This is a genomic window from Dehalococcoidia bacterium, assembly GCA_035528575.1.
Classification (GTDB): Bacteria; Chloroflexota; Dehalococcoidia; order E44-bin15; family E44-bin15; genus DATKYK01.
Map to the genome: position 1 here is coordinate 1 of DATKYK010000032.1, position 24,740 is coordinate 24,740.

The following is a 24,740-nucleotide window of genomic DNA, read 5'->3' on the forward strand; positions in this document are numbered from 1 at the left end:
TATTTGCTAAATGCGGTTTCGCCGATTGGCACAATCCATGCAATCGCCCCTCCACGGTTCGGGTGCTTGACAGGGGCAGCCCAGCTAGCTAAAGTGTCCACGGCTAATATGTGTTAAGGATGCTGATGACTCACGCAAACAGAACCTACTTATTAAATTTTGGTGCAATTATTAATTTCCTCTATGTAAAACAACCAAGTGCATGAAGGAGGGAGATTATGAAAGTAATTTGCCAAGAACAAACCGTTAGGGAGATCGCAGAGCCTCTAACTATCGGCCAATCCGACGATGCCTGGCATCCGATAGAGGACCCGAACTATATCGAGTGGTGGTACTTCGACATAATGAACGGAGACGGGAGCATTATTAGAGGCCAGTTCTATATTTCCGGCGATGTTTCCCGGCCGCGAAGGGTAAGGACTGGTGTCAGGGCCAGCTACGTTAGGCCCGACGGGACTGAGCTCCAAATAGATGAGAAGTTCCCCTACTCATCCTTTAAGTCTTCAACCGAAGTCTGTGAGGTTGAAATCGGTAAAAACTTCATTAGGGGAGATATTTCTCATTGCGAGCTTCATATCGAGAACGGAGAGAAATCCCTGGACCTGCAACTCGATGCAGGAATTAAAGGCATCAAAAGCCACGCTTGCTTTGGCGACGAGACGAAGTGTATGCATTGGGTTGTCCCGCAGCCACGTGGCAAAGCCAAGGGCACCTTCAGAACAAAGGAGGAAACCCTCAGTATCGATGGGCTGGGATACCGCGACCACAACTGGTTAAACTTCTCTCCCCTCGACGTTATAGCATACTGGGACTGGGGAAGGGTCTACGATGAGGAATATACTATTATCTTTGCGGATATCGTTACGAGTAAGAAATTCGATAATGCCAGAATAAAGCCCCTCATAATTTACGATACGGGCAAGCTGCTTTATATGACATCAGAAACCAAGAAATGGAGCCTTACTAAAGCTGATATGAGGTTCGACCCGATGGCTCAGATGGAACTTCCCCAGACACATCTAGTGAAGCTTCAGGATGAAGATTTATCCCTGGAGATGAATCTGCGTCTGGAGAAGGTCTTTCAAAAGATAGACCCTCTGTCTGATTTCAACCCGCTGGTAAGATTCCTCATCCGGACCTTTAAAGCGAAACCTTCGATTATCTCACTCTACTCCGTCGGCCCGGGAACATTAAACCTGGCTGGACGAGAGAATGCTTTGACCTGCACCGCAGTACACGAGCTTGTCCGCAATACCTGATTATACACTCGCACTTCATCCAGGTTATCAAAGCATGGGTTCTGCTCAATTACCATGTATGCTTCTATGTCCTTTTCTCATACCCCCCTGGGTAATAGCCAAACTAGCAAGCCCCGCAATATTGAAAACAGCGAATGTTACGGTGGCAGCTCTCCCCCAATCAAAAGCAAACTCATTTATTAGAAGACCGAGAGTGCCGATCAGGAGTAAAATAAATCCAATTAGTTTAACGACTTCCCTCATAGATATACCTCCGAGCCCCAATTGCATAAATGGCGGATATAACTATCAAAATAGGGTGTCAACCAAAACTGGTAAGAATCAAGGCGCGCACGCCCTGACCGCTTCGCCAGGGTAGCTAGCTATGGTTTTTTCCTGCCGCGCCTTTCATGGTACTCCACATATCTATTTATGGCCCGCGCCGCCCTGTAAACCGAAGGGTAGAAGGGCACCTTGCGCTCTGCGCACATTGTCCGCATGGTCTCCAGAGTCTCCAAGCCGTAGCTAGCTTCTACTCCATGGACAACAACAGCGGCCGGCTTCTGCAGCCCGTGGAACGCCTCTAATATGCGGCCTCTCACTTCTCTGCAGAACTGTCGATAGAAACCTTCTATAAAAGGCTCGATCTCCGGAGCAATCTGCCACAGAAACATATCCGGCTCTGCCCAGCCATCAATGCGCTTTATTGCAGCAGCCCAGTCATTGCGGTAATTACCCAAGTCAAAGGGATTTCTCAGCATGCTGCCTGCCACGGGGACAATGCGTTCAATCTCAGTCACCAGCGCCTCTGGAGCTGGGGGAAGGGTAAGACCTCCGCGCTCGCATTCGTCTGAGGCCCGTACGCTGGCACCACCCCCTAGACCCACCACAGCTACCTTTCGCCCCCGGGGCAGGGGAAAGAACTGGAAGGTTACCAGCAGGTCAATCATCTCCTCTAAGTCCTCCACGCGGATGGCGCCGGTCTGCCTTAGTAGCGCTTCCCATATCGCGTCATTTCCAGCCAGCGCCCCGGTATGGGAGAGCGCACCGCGGCTACCTGCTGCGGTGCCGCCTTTCTTGATAATAATCACCGGCTTTTTCGCTGCCGCTTCAATAAGCACCCTTCGCAGACGCTTCCCATCCCTGGTTCCCTCGATATAGGCAGCAATAACCTCCGTCTCCCGGTCATGCGCCAGATATTCCAGTAGGTCGGTTTCACTGATGTCGCTGGCGTTCCCGTAGCTCACCACCTTGCTGAAGCGCACCCCCCGTGCGGCTGCCCCCCGCACCACCAGGATCGAGTAGCTTCCGCTCTGAGAGATGAAGCCCACATTCCCCGGCTCCCGGGGGAAGTCAGCGCAATAGGAGATACCGGAGCGGGGATAGTATATCCCCATACAATTAGGGCCTATGATACGGATGCCACCGCTGCGGGCGATAGAGACCAGCTCGTCCTGGAGCCTACTTCTATCTTCCTCACCGGTCTCGGCAAAGCCTGAGGTGTAGAGGTGAACAGTATTCACTCCCTTGTCAACGCAATCTTCGAGGAGCTGACGAGTTGCCTCCGCAGGAATAAGAGAGATAACGTGATCAACCGGTCCGGGGACATCCCGTACGTTGGGGTAGGATTTCAGACCCGACACTTCGTCCCACTTGGGATTGATCGGGTAGACTTCGCCTTTATACCCGAACTGGGCCAGGGTATCTAAAAATAGATTGGTAGCGGCGTTCCAGGGGCCCATGCTCGCGCCAACCACCGCTATCGAGCGGGGCTGGAATATATAGTCCAGTGTCATATTATATCTAAGCTTTTCGCTAGTTCCTCTCGGAAAAGTGCCTCCCCCTTTTCAGGAGAGGCACTTTAAATCACATTAATTCATCTATACCTATTTTACTTGGAAACTCCCCCAATAGCAAGGATTTGCACTTATCCGGTACATTGGCGATACACACCGCTAGCCAGCTTTTCCCTGTCATTGCGAGGATCCCTCCGCCTTGCGAGAGTCCGATTTATCGGACGATTTAGGCCGAGGAGTCACCGTTTAGGCCAAAGTGTCGGGGCCGAAGGTCGGCCGACACAGTCGTGCCCCGACCTGTCGGCCTAGTAGGGTATACGAGGGAGAGATGTACGGGGGGAGTCCCCCGATATAATCGGGGGCAGGGGTCTCTATGACTTATCGGAGTATAAATACGTATCAGGGTGGGTGGGTAAAGGTGAGATTGTTTCGCGGAGTTTACCCTGAGCAAGATTCTTCGATCGCTTTATTCCCTCAGAGTGATAGAAAGCGAATGAGGGGGAGCCAACCACTGGTGGGCTAGTCCACCGTCGCAGTCCTCAGCCATCAACGGTACCCTGCCTCAGTTCCGGATGAGAGTAGTCCGTGGTTTGCCCATGATTATAGAGCCTGTCAAATAGTGTATAGTATTCCATCTTGGTCAGAGCATTGAGAAATCTTGAGCGGATCTGGCGCTGGGCCAGTAGCCTTTTTACCGGTTCCAGAGAAAGGAATACGCTCAAGAAGCGGCGCAACAGATCATGCGTCCAGAGCGTATAATCATCGAAGAGCACATTCTGCAGCCTTCCCGTTGAAATGGCGCTCAGAATGAAGCGCTCAAAGGTATCCTTCGGAACAAACGCAGTCTCTTTCCTTCTTGCCATGATACGGCTCCCGCTGGGGCAGAACCTGACACAGACACCGCAACCAATGCACCTCGTCGCATCAACGCAGGCATAGTTGCTACCATTGCTGTCTTCGCGTAGTTTGATGGCGTCCACGGGACACCGTTCAACGCAATCGCTGCACCCCGTGCAATCTTCCTCTCCGTGCTCGGAGACAAAGTTGGTGGTGATCCTGGCGTTGTATCCCAGCTTTCTGTAGGCAACTAGAGCCTCGCAACAACAAGAGCAGCAATTGCAGATCCAGTTGACCCCTTCCTGGACATTGTCCCCGATTTGGACCAGGCCCAGTTCCATGCATTGTTCGAGAATCCGGTGGGCTTGCCTCTGGCTGATTTGTCTGGCTATCCCGTGTTTGGCAAGGCTTTCCGCTGACTTATTGAAGGTGAGGCAGACTTCCTGTGGATTATTGCAGGCTTTCCCCAGATGCTCCATCTTATGGCGACAGTAGCAGATACCCACGGTAATGCAGGTAGCTGTGTCTATTATGTGGCTGGCTCGTTCGTAATCGAGGACAATCACCCTGTCTTCCTTTTCGATGGTGTCTTCGTACACCAAGGCCCTCAGTATGCTTGGTTCAATGGAGAATATCTTTCGTATGAAATCTCCTTCGGTATTAACATACTGGTAATAGAGTTCAGACAACACTTGCTTATCGAAACGGCCATCCAAACGCATCAAGGAGAATTCGAAGAATCCTGCCATTGTGGGTGTAAGGATATAGGCCTGTGTTTCACCGGTGGCGAAATCGAAGAGGATGCCTTTATCAGCCAATGTATTTAGTATCACTCTCGTCTCATTGCTTGACTTCTTGAAGAGTTTGGCTGCCTCTTCGACGGTGAAAAGGTTGATGGGAAGAACAGAGACAAGATCAGCCTCCCCTTCCGTAAACAGGATCTCCAGTATCTTCAAGAGGGTCTTCGACATGGGAGCACCCTGTGGTGGCTGGTCTAGCCTTCTCTGCAACCTATCAAGGCTTCTTGAGGTTACGTGTGCCATAGCGTCTAGGCGTTCTACCGCGTTTTAATCCCCTCATAGGTTCTCCGAGCATAGAGTAAATACGGTTCGTTGTTGCGCCAAACCCGCTCGCAGATCAACTATCCGATAGAAATGCGGTGATGTCCTCTCACTCCAGTAGATTCTGGGCCACCGTGCGCCGAGCGTCATAAAATTGCCCCCCATTCGCCCTTTTTATGGTCGACCGGCACCGGCGCTATCTACCCGTCGCCTTGCCCGACTCCTCCAGCTTTTTAAGGATCATCAGCCATTGCTGATAAAGGGACTCGGGCTCCTCTTTCCCCGGTTCCTGCCACGGCCCCGGCAGTTTCATGTCCTTGGCGATGATCTTGTAGCAGCTGTACACCTCGGTCACCCCTGAGTTGGCACCCACGTGCCAGGCAGCACCGGTGGCATAAAGGTTCTTGATGGGGGTCCTGTGGTTTGCCAGCTCCGGGGTCGGCCGCTTGTCCTCTACCTGGTGGGTGACGCGGTCGAGGACCCCTATCGACCCGTCGGGCATCAGGTTCTTCATCCGCAGGTGGTCATACGGAGAGTTGTAGTCGCACCCGATGACGTTGTCCCACGTCATATTGGGGGCATGCCTCTGCCACAGGGTCATCAGGTTTTCGGCGTACTGCTTTTTTATGTCCAGCCACTCCCGCTCGGTGTGCATGCTGGCTGGTGGCCCGAGCTGCTCGTTGTTGGCGACGTGCTTACCTGGCGGCGCGTATGAGGGATCGGCCAGGCTGTGGCACCACACGGTGGGGCAGTAGTCATCCAAGCTCGGAGGGAACATGCCCAGCCTTGAATAATGGACCTCCCTGGCGATATGCTCGGGGTCTGGATCCTCCGCCAGCCCCAGCCAATATGTGTCATTGATGTCGGGGTTGAATGCGGCAGCCTCATACCTTGGCGCCTCATGGAGGGCAAAGGTATACCACATCAGGCAGCCGAAAGAGGTTTCCAGAAGCTCCACCCGGCGCGCCAGCTTCTCGTCAACATGCTCCCTGCCGATCAGGTCGAATATAAGCTGCTGCGGATTTAAAGTGCTCACCACGAGCTTTTTTGCCTTTATCTCACTACCATCGCTGAGGCGGACGCCCTTAGCCTCGCCGTTCTCGATGATAACCTTCTCAACCTCGGCTCCGAGGAAGAATTTTGCCCCATCGCGAACCAGTATCTTGTGGGCGGCATGGGCTACCTGGTGGGTTCCTCCGGGGCAGAAGGCTATCGACGGCAACATCGCTGCCAGGCCGAAAGTCCACTGTCCTTGCCCCGGTTGGGTGGGATCTATCGCCCCGGAAAGCACGAACCTCAGGTTACAGTACTGCACCTCCGGGCTTTCCCATAGCTCCTTCACATTCCGCGTGTGGGGAGATGAGAGCACCAGCGCGTCCGGATCCACGCCCGCCCCAACCTCTACCAGCAATGGGTATACCGCTATTTGCCTCTCCAGCACCTTGGGATCGGCTTTCTCCTCCGCGGGCATGAAGAAGTAATCCATCTGCACGCGCTGGAACTCTGGGCTGAGCCACATTTTCCTCATCCTGAGCCACTTCTCGGCATCCTTTTCCGAGAAGCGGGCGATTTCCTTCGCCGTCCGCTCCTGGCTCATGTCATACTTCTCGCTGTAGATTGCCAGGCAGTTCTGATTTTTACGAAATACGGCTCCATCGCTGCAAAGGTGCTGGTCGATCTTGGCCCCGTAGTCCCAGAACTCGGGGAAATCACGCCACAGGGGAACGTAGTAGAAGGGTAACTGTATCGAGGCGTGGGTATTACCACGAAAGCCTGGGGCTGCGATTTCCTCGGTGGCCAGGCACCCGCCGATCTCGTGACGCCGCTCAAGTATACCGACACTCATGTCGGCATACTTGACCAGGTACATCGCAAGGAACAGGGCCTTATTCCCGCCACCAACTATCACTGCATCAAAGGTCTCATCAGCCATCATATCCCCCTTAACTTAAATAGTGGCAAGCTTACCGCACTAACTCTTCCCTAACTAAAACAAAAATCAGGTATATGAAAAAAACCATTGCCTCCATTCCCCAGAAAATCCAATTATAAGGCTCAGAAGCTCTCCCTCACCCTAGACCACATAGCAATTACTGACACCCTTTACCCTGGCTTTGGGCAATTTACCCCACAAAATATAGTCTGCCACCCATCTCTATTGCCATGTAATAACCTGTTGGATCGTGATTTCCCATAAAAGCAATCGATGGATTCATGTCCGGTGCCCAATAGCGCTGGCTAAGGATAGCACCCTGCTCCACGGCAGTCAATCCCACGTACTCGTCCAGCACCCTCGTTATACATCACCGCTACTCTATCATGTATGTGTATCATCGCGAATGAATTAAATCAATCTTACCTTTTCCCACAACCACCCGGTTTGGGGTTATTTACATGGTGCATTGATTATGTTATAATGCTCATTCTGAAATGGAGAAGGAAAAAAGGCAGACCATTATAGAGGATTTTCGACTTCACGAGGAGGACACCGGCTCCCCCGAGGTTCAGGTCGCCCTCCTTACAGAGCGGATAAATCGCCTGACCGAGCACATGAGGGTTCACCGCCACGATTATCACTCCCTGCGCGGGCTTCTTATGATGGTGGGGCAACGGCAGCGACACCTAACGTATTTAAACCGGATCGACCCTCAGCGTTACCGCTCGGTAATTAAAAGGCTCGGTATCCGAAAGTAAGGAGGTTAACCCGACAATGCCGCAGATTTTTGAGTGTCTGTTAGGCGACCGTTCCCTTATTATCGAGACAGGAAGGCTTGCCAACCAGGCTGGTGGCTCGGTCACTGTTCAGTATGGTGATACCCTGATACTGGCTACCGCCTGCGTCTCCAGCGAGCCACGCGAGGGGGCCGATTTTCTCCCCTTGACCGTGGACTATGAGGAGAAACACTATGCTGCTGGCAAGATCCCGGGGAGCTTCATCAGAAGGGAAAGCCGCCCCAGCCAGGATGCTATCCTCGCCGACCGGCTCACCGACCGCTCGCTCCGCCCCCTCTTTCCCAAGGGCTTCCGTAACGAGATCCAGGTGGTTATCACCGTCCTCTCTGCGGATCAAGAGAACGACCCCGACGTGCTGGCCATAGTTGGCGCCTCGGCAGCGCTCTCGATCTCCACCATCCCCTTTGAGGGACCAGTGGGAGCGGTACGTGTCGGTTGCCTCGATGGGGAGCTGGTACTCAATCCCACCTTCACCCAGCTGATCAGTAGCTCTCTGAACCTCGTAGTCGCCGGCACCAGCGATGCACTGGTCATGGTGGAGGCAGGAGCAAAGGAGATACCCGACCAGCTCATCCTTGATGCCATCAAGTTCGGGCAGCAGGCGAATCTGGATATCACCAGGCTACAACAGCAAATCATCGATGCCTGTGGCAAGCCCAAGATGGATTTCAAGCCCACCGAGGAAAACCCTGAGGTGGAGGAAGCGGTCTCCGCCATTACTGGAGGCAGGCTTAAGGAGTTGGTCTACAGGCCGAAGGCGGAGCGTGAGGAGGCACTCGCCACCATCAAGAAGGAGCTTTCCCGGGAGCTGGAGGAGAAGTTCCCCTCTAAAGAGATTAAATCCGCCCTCGATTCCCTGTTACGCAGGGAGGTGAGGTCCCAAATCCTGGAGCGGGGTGCTCGAGTCGGCGGTCGCGGGTTGAGCGAGGTTCGTCCCATCTCCTGTGAGGTTGGCCTCCTACCCCGCACTCATGGCTCGGCGCTATTCAGCCGCGGAGGCACCCAGGTACTCACCACCACCACGCTGGACTCGGTAAGAAAGGAGCAGCTTATCGATACCATCAGCCCTGAAGAGACCAAGCGTTTCCTGCATCACTACAATTTCCCTCCTTACTCCAACGGCGAGGTGAAACGTATGGTTGGGCCGGGGCGACGGGAGATCGGACACGGTGCCCTGGTGGCAAAGGCCCTTGCCCCCGTGCTTCCCAGTGAGGTGGATTTTCCCTATACTATCCGCCTGGTCTCCGAGGCGCTCTCCTCCAATGGCTCCACCTCTATGGCCAGCGTGTGCGCCAGTGCCCTGTCCCTTATGGATGCTGGCATTCCCATAAGTGCACCCGTAGCTGGGGTGGCCATGGGGGTTATCGCCGAGGATGATAAATTTGTCCTGCTCACCGATATCGAGGGGCTGGAAGATGCCTATGGCAATATGGATTTCAAGGTGGCGGGAACGGCCCAGGGGATCACCGCCCTCCAAATGGACATCAAGCTCAAAGGGATCCCCTACCAGGTTATCGAGAACGCGATTAAGCAGGCCAACGATGCCCGCCGCTTCATCCTGGATAAGATGAGCCAGACCATAAGCTCCAGTCGCCCCGAGCTCAGCAAATATGCCCCCCGGATGTACAAGATAACCATTGACCCCGCTAAGATCGGTACCGTCATCGGCCCCGGGGGCAAGATGATAAGGTCTATCACCGAGGAGACTAAGGCTACCATAGACGTTGAAAATGATGGCACTGTAATTATCGGCTCCACCAGCGAGGAGGGGGCACAGAAGGCGATCAAGATCATCGAGGATTTGACCCGGGATATAGAGGTTGGCGCTACGTACACCGGGAAGGTGACCCGGGTGATCAACATCGGCGCCTTCGTGGAGATCCTCCACGGCAAGGAGGGGATGGTCCATATCAGCGAGCTTGCCGACTACCGGGTGCCCAGCGTTGAGGATGTGGTCAAGGTGGGCGATGAGATTACGGTCATGGTCACCGAGATCGACCGCATGGGGCGGGTAAACCTCTCCCGCCGCGCCGTACTTCAGGGGCTCTCAAAGACGGACATGGTGAAGGATACCGCGGCACCAGGCTTTCCCGGAAAATCATATAATCCTCCCCCTCGGTCCCGGGGCGGTAATCTGGAGCGAAGACCCGGAGGAGGGCCGCCGCGGCGTTTTCCAGATAGAGGCAGGAAACCTCCCCAGAGGTAATCGGGTAGCGAGGTCTTATCCAACGATGATAAGGGTACTGGTTCATGGTGCCGAGGGGAGGATGGGGTGTGAGGTTCTGCGAGCCCTGTGCTCCGATACGGAGCTAGAGGCAGTGGGCGCGGTTGATTTGAAGGCAGATCGAGAGCACCTGCCCCTTCCCGACGAATCCGGCAAGATCCCTTCCTCTCGAGACCTGGAGACCATCATTTCACAAACAAGGCCCGATGTGATGGTGGATTTCACCATCAGGGATGCTACCATGCCTGCAGTGCGCCTCGCCGGCGGGCACGGCGTTAATCTGGTTATCGGCACCACCGGCCTATCACCGGAGGACCTTGACGAGATCGAAAGGTTAACTCACCAGAACGATATCGGCGCAGTGGTAGCCCCTAACTTCTCCCTAGGGGCGGTTCTGATGATCCATATGGCGAAACTGGCAGCCAGATATTTCGATTACGCCGAGGTCATCGAAAAGCACCATGAGGGTAAGGCCGATGCTCCATCGGGCACCGCCCTGGCCACTGCACGGGCGATGGTGGAGACACGGGGAGAGCCCTTTTTATATCCCGCGCTGAAGAAGGAGATCCTCAGTGGCACCCGCGGCGGGCAGGTCGATGGAATCAGCGTGCATAGCGTACGTCTTCCCGGGTATTTAGCACATCAGGAGGTGATCCTGGGGGCAACGGGGCAGACTCTGAGCATTAGTCATGACGCGATAAGCCGCGAGTCGTTCATGCCAGGGGTTGTCATGGCAGTAAAACATGTGGTAAAAAATAAGGGGCTTGTCTATGGCCTTGAGAAACTGCTAGGATTATAGGGATATGGTAATAAAAAAATGCAACGTTGCCATAGTGGGCGCCACCGGACTGGTGGGGCAGGAGTTTATCAAGGTGCTGGGGCAGCGCAATTTCCCCATGAGCTCACTTCAACTCTTCGCCTCGGACCGCTCCGCAGGACGCAGGCTCACCGTCGATGATGAGGAGATAGAGGTTAAGGAGACCACGCCACAGTCTTTTGATGGAATAGACATCGCACTGTTCTCCGCCGGCTCTGAAATCAGCCACCACTTCGCCCCCATCGCGGCGCAATCGGGGGCAGTGGTCATCGATAATAGCGCTGCCTTCAGGATGGAGCCCGATGTTCCCCTGGTGGTTCCCGAGGTCAATGCCGACGACATAAAGAATCATAGTGGGATCATCGCCAACCCAAACTGTTCCACCATTCAGCTGGTGGTAGCTCTCTACCCCCTGCACAGGGTCAATCCCATCAAGCGCTTCATCGTTGATAGCTATCAAGCGGTTTCGGGTACCGGTGCTGCCGCCCTGGAGGAACTAAGCGAGCAAGCCAGGGCTGTGCTGGAGGGACGCAGCGTGGTGCCCCATGTCTACCCCCACCAGATCGCATTCAACGTACTGCCAGAGATCGACCTCTTCCTGGACAATGGTTACTCCAAGGAAGAGTGGAAGTTGGTAGAGGAAAGTAAGAAGATCATGCATGCCGAGAATATAGCCATTTCGGCTACCTGTGTGCGGGTTCCCGTATTCATCGGTCACAGTGAGGCTATCCATATCGAATTTAGCGAGCCGATGTCCCCTGACACAGCGCGGCGCATCCTCGCCGAGGCACCCGGGGTCAGGGTGCTCGATGACCCCAATATTAGCCTCTATCCCCAGCCCTGGTCTGTCGCGGGCTCGGACGAGGTATTCGTGGGACGCATACGCCGTGATGCCTCCAACGATCGTGGCCTGGTCATATGGGTGGTTGCCGATAACCTCAGAAAAGGGGCTGCCCTCAATGCCATCCAGATCGCGGAGATAGCGGTGGAGAGGAGCTGGATATGATGACTGAGCTGGGCAGACTGCTCACCGCTATGGTAACCCCCTTCGATGAAGAAGGCAGGGTTGACTATGAGCAGATGAAGCGCCTATCCCTAGCGCTCTTGGACTCGGGGAGCGACGGGCTGCTGGTTTCCGGCACAACGGGGGAACGCCCCACGCTGACCGATGAAGAGCAACTTAAACTATTCGCCACGGTGAAGGAAACGGTGGGGGCAAGAGGGACGGTGATGGCCGGCACGGGAAGCAACTGCACCAGGGAAGGCGTGGAGATGACCAGAGCGGCGGAGCGGGTCGGCGTGGACGCCATACTGCTGGTAGTGCCCTATTACAACAAGCCAACCCAGGAGGGGCTGTACGCCCATTTCAAGGCCATCGCCCAAAGCACCTCACTGCCCTGCATCCTCTACAACGTGCCCAGCCGCACCGTCACCAACCTGGCACCAGATACCGTGATCAGGCTGAGTCAGGTCGATAATATAGTTGGTATCAAGGAGGCAAGCGGCAACCTGGGCCAGATTGCCAAGATCATCGATGGTACCGGTAAGGATTTCCTGGTCTATAGCGGCAACGATGGCGATACCTTTCCCATCATGGCCATGGGTGGCTACGGGGTTATAAGCGTGGTCTCACACCTGGTGGGCAATCAGATGCAGGATATGCTCCAGAAGCTGGTTAGCGGCAATATGAAAGAGGCAGCGGCGATTCATCATCGCCTGCTTCCCCTGATAAACGCCCTCTTCGTCGTTTCCAACCCCATCCCCATCAAATACGCCCTGAACCATGTGGGATTCAGTGTGGGCAATCCTCGCCTGCCCCTCACCGAGCCCGACGAGAAGTCGGCGGCTACCATCGAGGCGACGCTCAAAAACTACCGCATCGACCTAAAAGTTTGAGGGTCCGCCCCCACAAGGTATAGTTCCGATGAAGCCAATCCTAGTCGAATAGGTTTACCATCTCAGCGAGCCGGCCTCGCTATCTGTGCCCGAAGGGACACCATTACAGGAAGTCGTCGCCAGACTCGCCCAAGAGCCAGAACTTCGGGCGATTTTTCTTGTGGATTCGCATCAAAGATTCGCCGGGACGATTAGGCGTGCCGATCTCCTAAAGTGGTTATATTTTCAACTTTTCGGAAAGTTAGGAGTGGAAAAGGGATCTACTGGGGAGATCATTCATCTCGCATTTGCCACAAGGGCGAAAGACCTGGCACGCGGCGATTGGCGCTACTTCGGTGTCAAGGTAAGCGACACTATACAGGATGCCTTAGAGCGAATGATCGCCTGTGGAGATGCCATTATTCCCGTGCTGGATAACGAAGGCAAGGTTCTAGGCGACCTCAGAGTTACTGAGATCCTTATAAAGGCGCTTGAATTCGGGAAGCTAGACCAGCCTCCAGATTAAAGATAACTGCGCAAACGCCTAAGCGGGTTAACGAACTCGCTCACCATTATGGTCTGCTCCCACTGCTCACTACGAAGATTATGCTAGCAGGGCAACTAAATAACTCCTCAAGCCCCTCCATATAATAGGTGAGCGCCGCTCTTGGTAAATCCTCAAAGCGCCGTTATTTTACCAGAATTCTACGTTCTGGTTCTGGACGTATTGCCCCTCCTGGAGAATGGCCGTAATCTCCCGCCTCGCTTCCTTATCGGCGACCGGCTCCACCTCGGAAACCGGCATACCTGTATCGTTGACCCTATATTTCCAGTTTACAATGTATCCGGGCACAATAGCATAGGCGCAGCCACCGGTGCCACAGCAACTGGATTCAATAACCCCGAGCCCGGTTATACAAAGCGCCTCTTTCCCATCGTGCTCCAGCCTCAGCTCATTCATTGGAGTATAGTACCCCGCCAGGGCATTTACATCCTTACCAAGCTCCTGGTGAACGTATTCCATCTTCATCTCAACTCCCTCCCAAAACTGAGGCCGACCACAGGTCGCCGGCCGTGCTGAGGCGGCGCTCAGAAGTTTTCAACCCTTTTTTAAACGTTTAAAATGTTCATAGCGGCTAGCTCACCATTATGGCGTGCCATCCCCCGGAGCAGGATACGACGCCGAACCGGTTGCAAGGCTCTCCGGGAAAATGATAACGATATTTCCATCTTGAATCTGAACTGCCACCATGGGGCAATAGGCTATCCTTCCATCAGCGCCAAAATTAATTCGCCCGTAGAAGGTCTCGGCATCTAGTGCTCCCAGCGCATCTCTGACATCATCACGGTCAAGCGAACCTGCCTCCTCCAGGGCGAGCTGATAGCTCACCCCGCAGGCGCTGGCAGCAGCCGAGTGGTAATCCGGCTCCCTTCCGTACTCCTGCTGGAAAAGCTGGGCATAGCCTTCAGCGCTTCCGAAGACGGAGCCATTATAGGACACGTCAGGTACCCACTGTGAGGTGCCGAATACGTAATCGGCATCGGCCCCCAGATCATCGACGAAAGCAGGGTCTGAGGGTGCCACGGTGATACCGAACATTTCGGGGCTTAACCCCACATCCTTGGCAGTTTCGACGAAGGACAACGCCTCCTCGAAGTGTGCGGAGAAGAGCACCATATCCGGATCATCATCTGTAAGGTTACCCAGAATACCGGGCAGGTCGCCCTCCTGCTCGAATGTGGCAAATGAGATCACATCGTATCCCAGTTCCCCGGCATACTGCTCCGCCCCCTCAGCGGCACTTAAAGAGAATACGTCATCCGCAGATACTATGGCCACCGTATTCGGCCCCGGTTCGATGCCGGTCCCCCATTCCAGGATGCTGTCAAAATAATCGCTGGCTGGGTTCAGCAGCCCGAAGACGTACTCGAAGCCCGAAGTGAAGATTTCCTCCGCGGCGCCCCCGCCTTGAACCATGGGTACACCGTATTCATCCGCCACCGCAGCCGCTTCGAGGTTGGCACTGCTCCCGTAGGGGCCTAAGAGGAAATCTACCCCATCCTCGGTGATGAGCTTCTCCACCAGCTCGCCGGTCTGCTGGGTGTCGCTCTCATCATCGTAATATAGTATGTCGACCTGGTAGCTCTCGCCACCTATCGATATACCGCCCCCTGAATTCACCCTCTCCTTCCACAGTTCATACCCCTCTAGATAGAGGCTGCCCGTTTCCTCAAGCTCGCCGCTCAGGCTCAGCGCACAGCCGAACAGTACCGGCTCCGGCCCTTCACCGGCGCAGCCAGCAAGCGCCGGCGGCAGCAGGGCTACCAGTATCAAAGCGACTTTGACTCTGCGACCCAACACAGCTTCGCTCCTTTCGAAAAACAGTATCCAAACTAATATTATTCATTATAAGACCACCTCAGCATGATGCGCAACGGCTTTAAACCGCGGCTGGGTCGACCGCTCAAAATAGCTCGCTCACCATTATCGTCTGTTCCCGCCGCTCCCCCACGGAGATGATGCTTGCGGGGCAACCAAGCAGCCCCTCCAGCCTCTCCACATATTTGCGAGCCTCCACTGGCAGGTCCTCAAAGCGGCGGATGTCGCTGATGTCTGTTTTCCATCCGGGAAGCTCCTCATATACCGGCTCACACCTCGCCAGCTCGGCCACGCTGGAGGGGGGGCTGGTAATGGTCTTTCCCTCAATCCGATAGGCGATACATATTTTCATGGAGGACAGGATACTGAGTATATCCAGGCGGGTGAGGATAAATGAGGAAAAGCCATTTACGCGGGCGCTGAAGCCACCCACCACCCCATCGAACCAGCCGCAGCGTCGTGGACGCCCGGTGGTGGTGCCGCGCTCATGGGCATGCTGGCGAATCAGCTCCCCGGTCTCGTCCAGAAGCTCCGTGGGCATGGGACCGCTCCCTACCCTCGTAGTATAGGCCTTAAACACTCCAGCGATGCCATCGAGCTTCAGCGGGCTGAGTCCCACTCCGGAGCAAGCAGCCCCCGCCATGGTGGTGGTGGAGGTAACATAGGGGTAGGTGCCGAAATCAACATCGAGCATGGTTCCCTGTGCCCCCTCAAGCAAGATCTTATCCTTTCTCTCCAGAGCCTCCTGTACCATTAGATCGGTTTCCCTGATGAAGGGAGCAAAGAGCTCACCATAATGGCAGTACTTTTCATAGACCTCCTCCAGCACCAGCGGCTCAGAGTCAAAGACCCGGGTTAGGATACGGTTCTTCTGCTCTAGCACCAAGCTAAGCCTCTCCAGAAAGGCGCCCTTATCCAGAAGGTCACCGGCGCGTATCCCCAGCCGGCCCGCCTTATCCATATAGGCAGGGCCGATCCCCCTCCTGGTAGTCCCTATCGCTCCACTGCCGCGCGATTCCTCCTCCAGTCCATCAATCAGGAGGTGATAGGGCATTATCAGGTGAGCGCGGTCGCTCACAAAAAGCCTGTCCATTGATATATCCTGCCTCTTCAGCGCTTCGACCTCTTCGAAGAGCACGGCAGGGTCTATTACCACACCGTTGCCGATAATGCAGTTAACCCCTCTATGGAAAATACCCGAGGGAATAAGGTGCATCTTGAACTCGCCATATGGATTAATCACGGTATGGCCAGCATTGCTCCCCCCGGAGAAACGAACTACCATGTTCGCCTTTTCCGCCAATAGGTCTACGATCTTACCCTTCCCCTCGTCACCCCATTGCCCCCCAATAACAGCGATTACCGGCATGACATCCTCCTACCTATCTCCTCTAAATACCCGGTGAGCGCTCTATTCTTATCCTTTTCTGATCTCCCCACCACGCCCTCCCACTCTTTAGAACTCATAACTACGCCCACCCGACCACGCAGTATAACAGACGGGCACCCTTTTGATAAGGGGGCACACCAGGAGAAACCAATATTAGCCCCTCAGGTAGATAGGTGAAACATGGCAGCGTGGATTTCGCTTCATCTGCCCTCACGATCAACTCTGTGATGAGTCAGCCCAAGTGCCTAAAAGGTGGGTGGTAATAGACAGGTTTCTTCTCATTTTCTTCCTACAAAGGGGAGTCCGGAGGGGAATCCCCTCTGGCAGGGGTTTGGGGGTGTCCCCCAAGAAAAACATGTCAGGGCGGGTGGGTGGAAAAATACAAGTTCCTCCTTTCCAAAATCTTGCGAGCGCCGTGAAACAATCCTCACATTGGAATACTATCCCGGGGATTGCCACGTCCGGCGAGGCCGAAGCCTATATCAGGTAAGAATTACAAATGGGCAGTAACTACTCTGACCAACGTGCCCGACTGTTGGCCGTCCGAGGATCTGTACATCAAATCGAACGCCCGTGTTACAAGGTAAACCTGGAAATGTCCATAGCTGTATTCTGTGGCAACGACACCCACAATAGGCCAGCGATAGCGCCAGTACTAGTGTACCGGGGCGGAAAAACCATATTGACAACGATACTTAAAGGTGATAACTTTACTTAGTCAAAATCGTATTGCAATAAATACAGCACACTACTTTATAGCCCCTCAAGTTAAAAAGAATGCCCGAGTGGCGCAACGGTAGCGCAGCCGACTTGTAATCGGCAGGGTAGCGGTTCGAATCCGCTCTCGGGCTGTGTTATGTGCATGGCGAAACGGGGAGGCGGGGTGGGTGAGTGGCTAAAACCAGCAGACTGTAAATCTGCCGCCGACAGGCTTCGTAGGTTCGAATCCTACCCCCGCCACCATATTTTGCCTAACAGTTTGCTTAACTTTTGGCATTGCTCCCTCCCACCCCAACTCCAACTCCCACACTAACCCCATCAGAGCCAACATTCCCCAGTTCATCCTATGCTTCTATTGCCATTGGGGGATATGTTCATTCGATTGGCCTCTATCAAAATGATAGCCTACAGCATTTTATATCCGAGTCCGATATAATTGAGACTTGGGGAACCGGTGAGGCAGCATCTTATTCACTACTTCTCCTGGAGTATCAGCTTTCAGATTCCGGAAGCCAAAGAAGAAGCGTAGCAGTGGGAAGCGAGGTGGCTTTGTTAAAATACAGACGAGCAAGAATTCAATCGTTATCGGAACATTTAAGGAATTATGAGTTCCATAGCGTTACAAATTGATTCTGCCTATGCGCATGCGACTATCTAGGCAGATTATAGGTGGCTACCCGAGTATGTGTAGCCCCTTATATTTTTACCCACAGCATTGACAGCCTATGCTCCCCAGGAGTATGCTCACCACATCATAATATGAGGTGTTTAGTAATTGGAGGACGAAATAAGTCGTGTACTGCTCAAGTATGAGAAGTATATTTGGGAACATTCTAAAGCTCATGAACTCTGCGAAATAATTGCTAATCGAATCGAGAGAAGGGTTCATCGCCAGGTAACACTCCATGAATGGAAAACAGATATTGGATGGTCGTTTTATTCTACAAGGAATTTTGCCTCTGCTGGATGGAGGAAAGCAAAACAGTCATTGGTTATAGATACCAATAAGAAATGGGCAGACCGAGCAGGTGTTTCCGAACTTGCTGATGCTACTACAGAAAATGGCTGGCACGGGGAGCCAAGCTGCATTTGGTATGTGCAAGCAGGCGATGTTGAGAAGCGGGAAAGAGTAGCTGGATACCTAGCTCAGGTTTGCATAGCTCGGCATCGCCGAATGTAGGTCCACCAGGTTTATTGCGAAGGGCTATCCGAAAACCGAAAATGGGTGGCCCCTCTTTTCATACCCCATGCAACCTACCTTAATGCCGCCTTAGCTATAAAAAGCATACTAGTCACCTTGTGATAGGCATCCACAGCTCCACTGTTGCACCTATGAGGCTGCCACCAGCCCGCATCCAGCCAACCCGCATCCTTGAGCCTGACAGCCCTTACTACGGTATTGACGTGTGTCAAAGCCTCCCTACAAAAAACCAAAATATTGTCAGGGATTTCCCCACATAAAAAAATACAGACTTTCCCCACAAAAAATACAGACTTTCCCGACAGACAAATGGCGCATCTTGTGTTACCGTAAATGTGAGCGTTTCGCCAGGCACTTCCTGCAGATAGCCACAATCACATACGGGCAAGACTGAGGATTCACACAAAAAAGAATATCGGCTCAGGAAGTATGGTGACCTATGGTTTTGCCCAAAAAACCTTTAAGCGGGGTATCAAAGCCCAGCGCTGCAGCTACATAGATTCTGTGGTTTTTAGATATATTTGGAGCTCATAGGTTCTATCTAGGTGACTACGGCAGAGCAGTCGGCATGTTTCTCACGCTTGTAGGGTTTTTATTTGGGCTTTGGTCTACGCTTTCTTCATACCATCTGCGTTGAGGCTTAAAGAGGGTGAGGTACGGGAAGAAGTGCTTTTAGAAATCGCTGCGAGGAGGTCGAAGGAATAAACTATGTGGGTAGTAGGTCGCATTCTACTTGTCATCCTGATGGTCATCGGTGTTCTTCTGGTTGCGGCAGGTACAGCAAGCCTTGTAGGAGCTGATAGTTGGACTGGCCAAATATATGATATTAACATTGACTCTGGAGTTTTCATGGGAGTTGGGGATGGGGGAGTGGCTCTGGGAGTAATACTATTGGCAGCCAGTATTATAATGAAGCTAAGACCTACTAATTTGTATTTCTTACCTGCTTTTTAGGTTGGGGGGATAGGGCTTAGTGACTGAATAGCCTGTTCAGTTATAGAACACCCTTATCGCTCGGAAGTAAGCATTTTTACCGCCTGGAGAGCAATCCCACGAGTTAATGTAGTCGTTTATTGTGCCAGGCATTGTGGTTAGCCCTATAGCAGGAATAGCCTTTGTCAAAAAGGGTTTATAAAACCTGTTTATAGTTTCCAGCGATGTGCTATTTACCCTCTATTTTTGGAAAGAGGTCAATTGCACTATGCATATTAGCTACACTCTTCCCCCTGTTGGTGATATAATAGTAATCCGTTAGCGCCAGGCGCAATTTTCCGGACGGTGGATGCTTTCTTTGCTTAACCTGGGAGATGTATGGTTTGCTTAAATTGCTTAACTCCGCTATCTGGGAGGCAGTCATTTTGTTAAGCAATTTAGATACGTCTGAGCAGACCGTCAATCTGCCGCCGACAGGCTTTATAGGTTCGAATCCTACCCCCGCCACCATACAGGTAGCTTACCGGGATTGTCCCCGCGGCCCCAAATTAGGGTGCCACGCGCATTTAATTAATTTATCTGTCGCCCCCGTCCTTGAATCGCCCCAAACGCATCAAATTTCAACGGCTTAAGGGGTAATTTCAGAGTTCTATAACTTAATGTGGTGGGGATACAAATTATCAGCGACAACCTTGATTTAATCGTCAGCGTCGATACGCCCTGGTTAAATAGCGAAAAATCTAACCCTTTCTCACTCTAAAAGGTACGTTCAGTTCCGGTCAATCACCATATAAGAGATTGTGATTTTAATACAATTGCATCAGGCAGCAGTATTGTCCAGTCTATCCAATATCCAGCGGTGCTGTAACACTTCGGTGCAGCATGTGCTTTGCAGCTGTGAGAAAAATTTTAACCAATGGGCGTCTGGGGTTAGAGACGATGAAGAGCATCGGCAATAAGCGAGCTATACGGTGCGGGAGGGGATAGAGTGCATTACTTTGCGTATGCCTCAAATCTAAATCGCAGGCAGATGTCGGAACGCTGCCCCGGGAGCCAGCCCAAGTTCACCGCCACCCTGCCCAATCACCAGTTAATATTTGCCGGCTGGTCGAGGAACTGGCACGGAGGGGTCGCCAGCATCAAGCTATCTAAAGGGGAGAAGGTTATCGGTGCTGTCTACGAAGTGTCAGAGGGCTGTCTGGCGAAACTGGATATATACGAAGGGGCGAAATATGAACGGAGGTCTAAAACCGTATTTGCCGAGCTTGGTGAAGCGGTGGAGGTTGTAACCTACATCATGCGAGAACATTCGGAAGAAACCAAACCCTCACCGGAATACCTCGCTGTTATCCAGCAGGGCTACAGGGATTGGGGAATTGTCTAACGATAATGATATATATGCGCTAATATAACAAAATGCCTGTCCTGCCTGCACGACCTCACGCTGCAATTTTGTAACTACCCCTAGCACGATAACATATTCCGAAACTGCTGCTCCCTGTTACTGGAGCAAACATATCCGAAACCCCTTGATTTTCTATCTCCAGGTCTTTATGATAGCGCTACACCACAGCAACGGAGAATCAGGATGTCTGGTAAATATGACGTGATCGTGGTTGGGGCAGGCCCCGGGGGTGTAACATGTGGAGCACTGCTGGCCAAGCTTGGCCTTAACACCCTTGTGCTGGACAAGAACTCTCAGGTTGGCGGCAAGGCCATGACCCTTTCCAAAAGGGGGTTTCGATATGAATATTACCCAATCTGGCCATGTCCAGGTGCGGATTCCCAAATCCATGCCGCGCTGAAGGCGCTGGGGCTGGAGGAGCAGGTGGAGCTTATCCAGCCCGACCCCTTCGGACTCATGCACTATGAGACCCCGTTGGGCGAGATAAGGACCATGGTAATGCGTGGCCCCGGTCACCCCACGGACCAGCAAGAACTCTTCGGCCTACTTGGTGTAAAGGAAACTGAAATGGAGGAGGTTCTCCGACTGTTCGGGGAGATTGTACTGATGTCTCCCCAAGACCGGGACCTCCTGGACGATGTCTCCACCCTTGAGTTCCTCGACCGTTATAACATCCCGAGATCGGTTTATTCCTTCATCGCCACCCTCCAAAGCGAAGGCACCATAGAAGTCCCGGGCGACGTCGCCTGCGCATCCGAGGTGGTAAAGATCTTCCAGCAGCTCATCACCGGGGGCAGCGGGTGCTACCCTGCAGGCGGCCTCGGCGCAATGTATGAGGCCATAGCCGGAGCAGCCCGGGCAAACGGAGGTGACATTCGGTTAGAAACTAAGGTCGATCGAATAGTGGTGCAGAACGGGCGAGTGAGCGGCGTTCATACTGAGAAAGGTGATTTCTACGCACCCATAGTTGTGAGCAATGCGGGCATCCAGCCCACGGTGCTCAAGCTGGTGGGAGAGGAGCACTTCGACAGGAGCTATGTGAACTACGTGAGGGATCTGGTACCCAGTCTCGGCTTCGCCGGGGCCAGATACATCCTGAGCAAGCCGGTACTGGAATACCCCGTTTATATATATTTCTCCGATAATACCGTATCCACTACGGACCATATACTAGAAGAGGAGTCCGGTCAAATGCCCGAACAGATCTACGTGTTCGTCTCAACCAACTCACTCTTCCCCGGCATGGCTCCCCCTGGCAAGCAACTCGTGCACACCGGCATCTCTTGCCCCGCCGACCCTAAGGTTGACCCCAAGACCTGGATGGACAAGGTGGAGGCCGAGGTTGCCAGGATCTGGCCCGATGTGGTCGAGCACATTGAGGAGAGAGAGTACTACGGCTCGGCGCACATATCCGCTCTCAGCAGGGACTCAGTGGTTCCCGGCACTGGTGGTGAGTGCATCGGTCTGGGGCAGATAGTTGGTCAGTGCGGCAGGCACAAACCCTCAGCAAAGGCCCCGGTCGGCGGTCTTTTCTATGTCGGCGCCGATGCGGGTAGTACCGGTTTCTTTGCCAACAACCTGGCGGTAGCGTCCGGCCTGAACGTGGCCAAAACGGTTCTACAATACTTCAAGACGCATCCCGTTAGGTCGGTATAGAGCGATCCAGGGCACTTCTCGGGTACCTGCTAAAATAGAAAAAAGGGAGGCTTAAAATGGCTGACTACGATGCGATCGTTGTAGGAGCGGGCCACAATGGCCTTGCCGCTGCCACCATTCTGGCGAAAGCGGGCTTGAAGGTTCTGGACGTGGAAAAGAACGGATACGTGGGCGGAATGGCAGCCACCAGAGAGGTTATTAAGGGTTTCAGGCACAATGTCGGCGCCTGGGCATTCATGGTTTTCAGCCCACAACTTATGGAGGTCTTCGAGCTGGAAAAGTACGGCCTTGAGGTTTTCGAGCCCACAACCTCTTTTTGTAACTTTGGCGTCCCTGATGAAAACCCATTTGTCCTTTATAACGACCCGGGCAAACTGATAGAGCATCTGCAAAGGGATCACGGGGAAGGCGCTCTGGAGGGCATGATGGGCGTGCTTGAATTCTGCCGTCCCTTCGCCGAGGCGTGGAATGCAGCGCGCTTCGATCCGCCCCCCTCCATAGGCTCTATAATCGAGGCCGCTCCCAGCCCTAAGGTTAAAGACGCCCTGAGAAAGTGCTTCTATGCCAGCACCATGGATATAGTCGATGAGTTTTTCCCCGACCCACAGAAGCACAAGCTGATTAAGTCCATGTTTGCCGGGATGTCCACCGATGCAATTTCCCTGGGACCCTATGAACCGGGGACCGCCTTTTCCCTGGCTTACCACCTCGTTCCTGCCGGCATTGGACAGTTTTACAAGCTGGCTAAAGGCGGCATGGGTATGGTCTCGGAAGCCCTGAAGAGGTCCTTCGAGGAAAAAGGCGGTGAGGTCAGGCTCAATGCCAGGGTAAGGAGGATCCTGGCAGAAAACGGAAAGGCCACTGGGGTAGAGCTCAGTAATGGTGAAAGGATAACCTCCAGAGTGGTCCTTTCTAATCTCGATGCCTATGCCAGCTTCATAGGCCTGGTTGGGGAGGACAACCTGCCCTCCGATTTCGTTCGCATGGTCAAGAGGATAAAGTACGGTACCCCATTCATACAGGTTCATTGTACTTTGAAAGAGCTACCTGAATTCACTGGGGACCTTGCCTTTGTCAACGAGGACAATACCAGGTGGTTTATGAGCTATACCCGCGGCCCGGAGCACTATCAGCACTGTACAGACGCGATTAAATGGGGGAAGATACCTGAAGACCCGATGTTTGCTTACTATATCCCCAGTATTTGGGATGATAGCATGGCTCCAGCGGGCTATCACACAATTACCTTCTTTTCATTCTATTTCCCAATACTGCCCCCGGGAGATGAGCATGACCGGATGAAAGAAGAAGTAACAAACAAACTAATAGACAAAATGAATGAATATGCCCCGAATCTAAAGGACGCCATCGTGGACCGGGTAGCCTTCACCTCGATGCATTTCGAGAAGATGTGTGGCATTACCAGAGGCGATTACGCTCACGGCCTGCTTCTCCCCGGCCAGATGTTTGACTTCAGGCCGGTGGTAGGGTGGTCAGGATACAAGACACCGGTGGAAAACCTTTATCTCTGTGGTTCGGCCTGCCATCCCGGCCCGGGGGTGACAGCGGTACCAGGCTACAACAGCGCCCGCGAGGTGCTGAAGAACTGGAAGTAATGAGGCAATTGTGAAGGAAGAAAACGCCGGACGGCCAGTAGAATCCAAGGCACAATTGGAGGAGCTCTCCAAAGCGGAGCTTGTTGATCTCATCCGATTGTATTCCAAATTGTTCCTGGCGGTGGACGCCTTCTGGTATCTGGCAGTCAGGGAAAAAGTGGACGAGGATACCGCTACCGCCTGTGACATCTGGGTATGGGAGAAATATACCCCCTACGAGCTCAAAAGGCTGATGCCGCTCAGGAACATAAAAGGTAGTGACCTGGAAGCCTTCGCCACCGCCCTGGGCTTCTCGCCCTGGTTCGCCAACCTGAAATACAGGCTCACCCGCGAGGGTGAAAACAGGCTGACCTTTACCGTGCTGGAATGTCCCACTCTAGAGGCGCTAAAACGGGAGGGCTCAGGAAGGGAGAATGTCATCTGCCGGCAGGTAGACCCGAAGCTTTTTCAAATCATGATCCAGTGCTTCAACCCCAGGGGCAAGGCCACCCCAGTTGAGCTGCCTCCCCAGACAAACGGTAAAAGCATATGCTGCCGCTGGCAGTTCTCAATAGAGGAGTGAGAAGCAACCAGTGGGATACCCCGGTTGTCCTCCCGGCTCCCATGCTAGTGCTAGGCACATTCTGTCAACTGTACCTATCGGTGGCGCGGAAGCTCTATCCTATGTCCCCTCCCGTGTATCACATACTCGACCTAATACAGACGGCCATCGGGGAGCAGCCAGCGCTCCGACACTCGGAGCGGGCCGGCCAGATGATAAGGTACATGACCTTTAGCCTGCCCCGGATGGTTTCACCAGGGAGGAGCTGGGTCGAGGTCTAGTGCGCCACAGCAGCCCTGCCTTTGGCGATAGCAGAC

23 protein-coding genes and 2 tRNA genes are annotated in these 24,740 nt (G+C 53.4%); 17 read left to right on the plus strand and 8 right to left on the minus strand.

Annotated features, from left to right (window positions below; translation table 11 throughout):
• The first annotated feature begins 218 nt into the window (after positions 1 to 218).
• Positions 219 to 1,259, plus strand: coding sequence for a hypothetical protein (locus tag VMX96_07495; protein HUU63741.1), 1,041 nt, complete (start codon positions 219 to 221; stop codon positions 1,257 to 1,259).
• Positions 1,260 to 1,304: 45 nt separating this feature from the next.
• Here VMX96_07495 and VMX96_07500 read toward each other — a convergent pair whose 3' ends face one another.
• The 5 genes from VMX96_07500 to VMX96_07520 all read right to left on the minus strand — a co-directional run bounded on the left by VMX96_07500 (position 1,305) and on the right by VMX96_07520 (position 7,223).
• Positions 1,305 to 1,502, minus strand: coding sequence for a hypothetical protein (locus VMX96_07500; protein HUU63742.1), 198 nt, complete (start codon positions 1,500 to 1,502; stop codon positions 1,305 to 1,307).
• 119 nt (positions 1,503 to 1,621) lie between these two features.
• Positions 1,622 to 3,034 carry a CoA-binding protein gene (locus VMX96_07505; protein HUU63743.1) on the minus strand — a complete coding sequence of 471 codons (1,413 nt, stop codon included), beginning with the start codon at positions 3,032 to 3,034 and terminating at the stop codon, positions 1,622 to 1,624.
• Positions 3,035 to 3,573: 539 nt separating this feature from the next.
• Positions 3,574 to 4,842 (minus strand): 4Fe-4S dicluster domain-containing protein, encoded by a 1,269-nt coding sequence (locus tag VMX96_07510; protein ID HUU63744.1) that lies wholly within the window; start codon positions 4,840 to 4,842, stop codon positions 3,574 to 3,576.
• A 286-nt stretch (positions 4,843 to 5,128) separates the two neighbouring features.
• Positions 5,129 to 6,868 (minus strand): NAD(P)/FAD-dependent oxidoreductase, encoded by a 1,740-nt coding sequence (locus VMX96_07515; GenBank protein HUU63745.1) that lies wholly within the window; start codon positions 6,866 to 6,868, stop codon positions 5,129 to 5,131.
• A 187-nt stretch (positions 6,869 to 7,055) separates the two neighbouring features.
• The gene (locus tag VMX96_07520) at positions 7,056 to 7,223 is read right to left on the minus strand and encodes a hypothetical protein (protein HUU63746.1); all 168 of its coding nucleotides are present in this window, start codon (positions 7,221 to 7,223) and stop codon (positions 7,056 to 7,058) included.
• Positions 7,224 to 7,362: 139 nt separating this feature from the next.
• Between VMX96_07520 and rpsO the strand changes: the two genes are divergently transcribed.
• The 6 genes from rpsO (at position 7,363) to VMX96_07550 (ending at position 13,107) form a co-directional block, all read left to right on the plus strand.
• Positions 7,363 to 7,626, plus strand: coding sequence for a 30S ribosomal protein S15 (gene rpsO / locus VMX96_07525; GenBank protein HUU63747.1), 264 nt, complete (start codon positions 7,363 to 7,365; stop codon positions 7,624 to 7,626).
• A gap of 16 nt (positions 7,627 to 7,642) precedes the next feature.
• Complete coding sequence (locus tag VMX96_07530; protein ID HUU63748.1) at positions 7,643 to 9,871, plus strand: polyribonucleotide nucleotidyltransferase; 2,229 nt, start codon at positions 7,643 to 7,645, stop codon at positions 9,869 to 9,871.
• Between the two features lie 25 nt (positions 9,872 to 9,896).
• Positions 9,897 to 10,688 carry a 4-hydroxy-tetrahydrodipicolinate reductase gene (gene dapB, locus VMX96_07535; GenBank protein ID HUU63749.1) on the plus strand — a complete coding sequence of 264 codons (792 nt, stop codon included), beginning with the start codon at positions 9,897 to 9,899 and terminating at the stop codon, positions 10,686 to 10,688.
• Between the two features lie 4 nt (positions 10,689 to 10,692).
• Positions 10,693 to 11,712, plus strand: coding sequence for an aspartate-semialdehyde dehydrogenase (locus VMX96_07540; protein HUU63750.1), 1,020 nt, complete (start codon positions 10,693 to 10,695; stop codon positions 11,710 to 11,712).
• Positions 11,712 to 12,602: a 4-hydroxy-tetrahydrodipicolinate synthase gene (dapA, locus tag VMX96_07545; protein ID HUU63751.1), complete on the plus strand. Its 891-nt coding sequence runs from the start codon at positions 11,712 to 11,714 to the stop codon at positions 12,600 to 12,602. Before VMX96_07540 ends, dapA begins: the two co-directional genes overlap by 1 nt.
• Positions 12,603 to 12,849: 247 nt before the next feature.
• Positions 12,850 to 13,107 carry a hypothetical protein gene (locus tag VMX96_07550; GenBank protein HUU63752.1) on the plus strand — a complete coding sequence of 86 codons (258 nt, stop codon included), beginning with the start codon at positions 12,850 to 12,852 and terminating at the stop codon, positions 13,105 to 13,107.
• Between the two features lie 168 nt (positions 13,108 to 13,275).
• On the opposite strand, the gene VMX96_07555 is transcribed toward VMX96_07550, so the two are convergent.
• From VMX96_07555 to VMX96_07565, 3 genes are all read right to left on the minus strand, one after another.
• Positions 13,276 to 13,611: a hypothetical protein gene (locus VMX96_07555; protein HUU63753.1), complete on the minus strand. Its 336-nt coding sequence runs from the start codon at positions 13,609 to 13,611 to the stop codon at positions 13,276 to 13,278.
• Positions 13,612 to 13,728: 117 nt separating this feature from the next.
• A complete protein-coding gene (locus VMX96_07560) occupies positions 13,729 to 14,940 on the minus strand; it encodes an amino acid ABC transporter substrate-binding protein (protein HUU63754.1) in 1,212 nt (403 codons plus the stop codon).
• A gap of 106 nt (positions 14,941 to 15,046) precedes the next feature.
• Positions 15,047 to 16,330, minus strand: coding sequence for an adenylosuccinate synthase (locus VMX96_07565; protein ID HUU63755.1), 1,284 nt, complete (start codon positions 16,328 to 16,330; stop codon positions 15,047 to 15,049).
• 800 nt (positions 16,331 to 17,130) lie between these two features.
• On the opposite strand from VMX96_07565, the gene VMX96_07570 reads away from it, so the two are divergent.
• The 10 genes from VMX96_07570 (at position 17,131) to VMX96_07615 (ending at position 24,704) form a co-directional block, all read left to right on the plus strand.
• A tRNA-Thr gene (locus VMX96_07570) sits at positions 17,131 to 17,202 on the plus strand.
• A gap of 26 nt (positions 17,203 to 17,228) precedes the next feature.
• Positions 17,229 to 17,314 (plus strand) — tRNA-Tyr (locus tag VMX96_07575).
• 532 nt (positions 17,315 to 17,846) lie between these two features.
• Complete coding sequence (locus tag VMX96_07580) at positions 17,847 to 18,251, plus strand: hypothetical protein (protein ID HUU63756.1); 405 nt, start codon at positions 17,847 to 17,849, stop codon at positions 18,249 to 18,251.
• Positions 18,252 to 18,774: 523 nt separating this feature from the next.
• Positions 18,775 to 18,909: an NINE protein gene (locus tag VMX96_07585; GenBank protein ID HUU63757.1), complete on the plus strand. Its 135-nt coding sequence runs from the start codon at positions 18,775 to 18,777 to the stop codon at positions 18,907 to 18,909.
• A gap of 71 nt (positions 18,910 to 18,980) precedes the next feature.
• Positions 18,981 to 19,226: a hypothetical protein gene (locus VMX96_07590; protein HUU63758.1), complete on the plus strand. Its 246-nt coding sequence runs from the start codon at positions 18,981 to 18,983 to the stop codon at positions 19,224 to 19,226.
• Between the two features lie 967 nt (positions 19,227 to 20,193).
• On the plus strand, positions 20,194 to 20,589 hold the full coding sequence (locus VMX96_07595; protein ID HUU63759.1) for a gamma-glutamylcyclotransferase family protein: 396 nt from the start codon (positions 20,194 to 20,196) through the stop codon (positions 20,587 to 20,589).
• 204 nt (positions 20,590 to 20,793) lie between these two features.
• Positions 20,794 to 22,266, plus strand: coding sequence for an NAD(P)/FAD-dependent oxidoreductase (locus VMX96_07600; protein HUU63760.1), 1,473 nt, complete (start codon positions 20,794 to 20,796; stop codon positions 22,264 to 22,266).
• Between the two features lie 56 nt (positions 22,267 to 22,322).
• Complete coding sequence (locus VMX96_07605) at positions 22,323 to 23,882, plus strand: NAD(P)/FAD-dependent oxidoreductase (protein HUU63761.1); 1,560 nt, start codon at positions 22,323 to 22,325, stop codon at positions 23,880 to 23,882.
• Between the two features lie 10 nt (positions 23,883 to 23,892).
• Positions 23,893 to 24,444, plus strand: coding sequence for a DUF6125 family protein (locus VMX96_07610; protein HUU63762.1), 552 nt, complete (start codon positions 23,893 to 23,895; stop codon positions 24,442 to 24,444).
• Positions 24,441 to 24,704 (plus strand): hypothetical protein, encoded by a 264-nt coding sequence (locus VMX96_07615; protein HUU63763.1) that lies wholly within the window; start codon positions 24,441 to 24,443, stop codon positions 24,702 to 24,704. Before VMX96_07610 ends, VMX96_07615 begins: the two co-directional genes overlap by 4 nt.
• Positions 24,705 to 24,740: the final 36 nt, after the last annotated feature.

Bases quoted from the DNA above. Each gene is read 5' to 3' on its own strand.
- VMX96_07495 (HUU63741.1), top strand. From the start codon at position 219: ATGAAAGTAATTTGCCAAGAACAAACCGTTAGGGAGATCGCAGAGCCT.
- VMX96_07500 (HUU63742.1), bottom strand. From the start codon at position 1,502: ATGAGGGAAGTCGTTAAACTAATTGGATTTATTTTACTCCTGATCGGC.
- VMX96_07505 (HUU63743.1), bottom strand. From the start codon at position 3,034: ATGACACTGGACTATATATTCCAGCCCCGCTCGATAGCGGTGGTTGGC.
- VMX96_07510 (HUU63744.1), bottom strand. From the start codon at position 4,842: ATGTCGAAGACCCTCTTGAAGATACTGGAGATCCTGTTTACGGAAGGG.
- VMX96_07515 (HUU63745.1), bottom strand. From the start codon at position 6,868: ATGATGGCTGATGAGACCTTTGATGCAGTGATAGTTGGTGGCGGGAAT.
- rpsO (HUU63747.1), top strand. From the start codon at position 7,363: ATGGAGAAGGAAAAAAGGCAGACCATTATAGAGGATTTTCGACTTCAC.
- VMX96_07530 (HUU63748.1), top strand. From the start codon at position 7,643: ATGCCGCAGATTTTTGAGTGTCTGTTAGGCGACCGTTCCCTTATTATC.
- dapB (HUU63749.1), top strand. From the start codon at position 9,897: ATGATAAGGGTACTGGTTCATGGTGCCGAGGGGAGGATGGGGTGTGAG.
- VMX96_07540 (HUU63750.1), top strand. From the start codon at position 10,693: ATGGTAATAAAAAAATGCAACGTTGCCATAGTGGGCGCCACCGGACTG.
- dapA (HUU63751.1), top strand. From the start codon at position 11,712: ATGACTGAGCTGGGCAGACTGCTCACCGCTATGGTAACCCCCTTCGAT.
- VMX96_07555 (HUU63753.1), bottom strand. From the start codon at position 13,611: ATGAAGATGGAATACGTTCACCAGGAGCTTGGTAAGGATGTAAATGCC.
- VMX96_07565 (HUU63755.1), bottom strand. From the start codon at position 16,330: ATGCCGGTAATCGCTGTTATTGGGGGGCAATGGGGTGACGAGGGGAAG.
- VMX96_07590 (HUU63758.1), top strand. From the start codon at position 18,981: ATGTGGGTAGTAGGTCGCATTCTACTTGTCATCCTGATGGTCATCGGT.
- VMX96_07600 (HUU63760.1), top strand. From the start codon at position 20,794: ATGTCTGGTAAATATGACGTGATCGTGGTTGGGGCAGGCCCCGGGGGT.
- VMX96_07605 (HUU63761.1), top strand. From the start codon at position 22,323: ATGGCTGACTACGATGCGATCGTTGTAGGAGCGGGCCACAATGGCCTT.